This window comes from Streptomyces chattanoogensis, assembly GCF_001294335.1.
Lineage (GTDB): Bacteria > Actinomycetota > Actinomycetes > Streptomycetales > Streptomycetaceae > Streptomyces > Streptomyces chattanoogensis.
In genome coordinates this window covers 1-342 of the sequence record NZ_LGKG01000087.1, presented here as the reverse complement: position 1 = coordinate 342, position 342 = coordinate 1, and the positions used below count along the sequence as shown (strand labels likewise).

The 342-nt window shown below is 70.8% G+C and carries 2 protein-coding genes; both read right to left on the bottom strand.

The features are described from left to right. Window positions 1-15 precede the first annotated feature (15 nt). Window positions 16-141 (bottom strand): hypothetical protein, encoded by a 126-nt coding sequence (locus ADL29_RS46000; protein WP_281181811.1) that lies wholly within the window; start codon window positions 139-141, stop codon window positions 16-18. Next, window positions 138-281 (bottom strand): hypothetical protein, encoded by a 144-nt coding sequence (locus tag ADL29_RS43410; RefSeq protein WP_157878455.1) that lies wholly within the window; start codon window positions 279-281, stop codon window positions 138-140. The genes ADL29_RS46000 and ADL29_RS43410 overlap by 4 nt, the downstream gene beginning before the upstream one ends. Between the last annotated feature and the right edge of the window lie 61 nt (window positions 282-342).

Below are 342 nucleotides of genomic sequence, written 5' to 3'. Positions count from 1 at the left end.
GAACCAGGGCGGCGCTCATGCCGCACCTCCGATCAGGGCGAACTGGGAGTTGGCGACGAGCAGCGCGAGCACGGTGGCGACACCGACGGTGCGGAGAACCAGGCGGTCGATCGCCCGGCCCAGCGAGGTGCGGGCCCTCACTTGGCACCGTCCCGGCGGGTGAAGAAGCCGGACCAGAGCAGGCCGAGGCCGGCGAGCGCCAACGTGACGCCGGTCAGCCCGTCGGCGGGGAACGAGACCCCGATGAAGACGAGACCGAGGAACATCAGCAGGGCGCCCATCACGCCACCGCCTTCTGCATACGGGCGGCACGGACCTTGTCGAGGATCGCCAGCGCCAACG

Coding starts and splice junctions, on each gene's coding strand:
- ADL29_RS43410 (WP_157878455.1), bottom strand. CDS start 281: ATGGGCGCCCTGCTGATGTTCCTCGGTCTCGTCTTCATCGGGGTCTCG.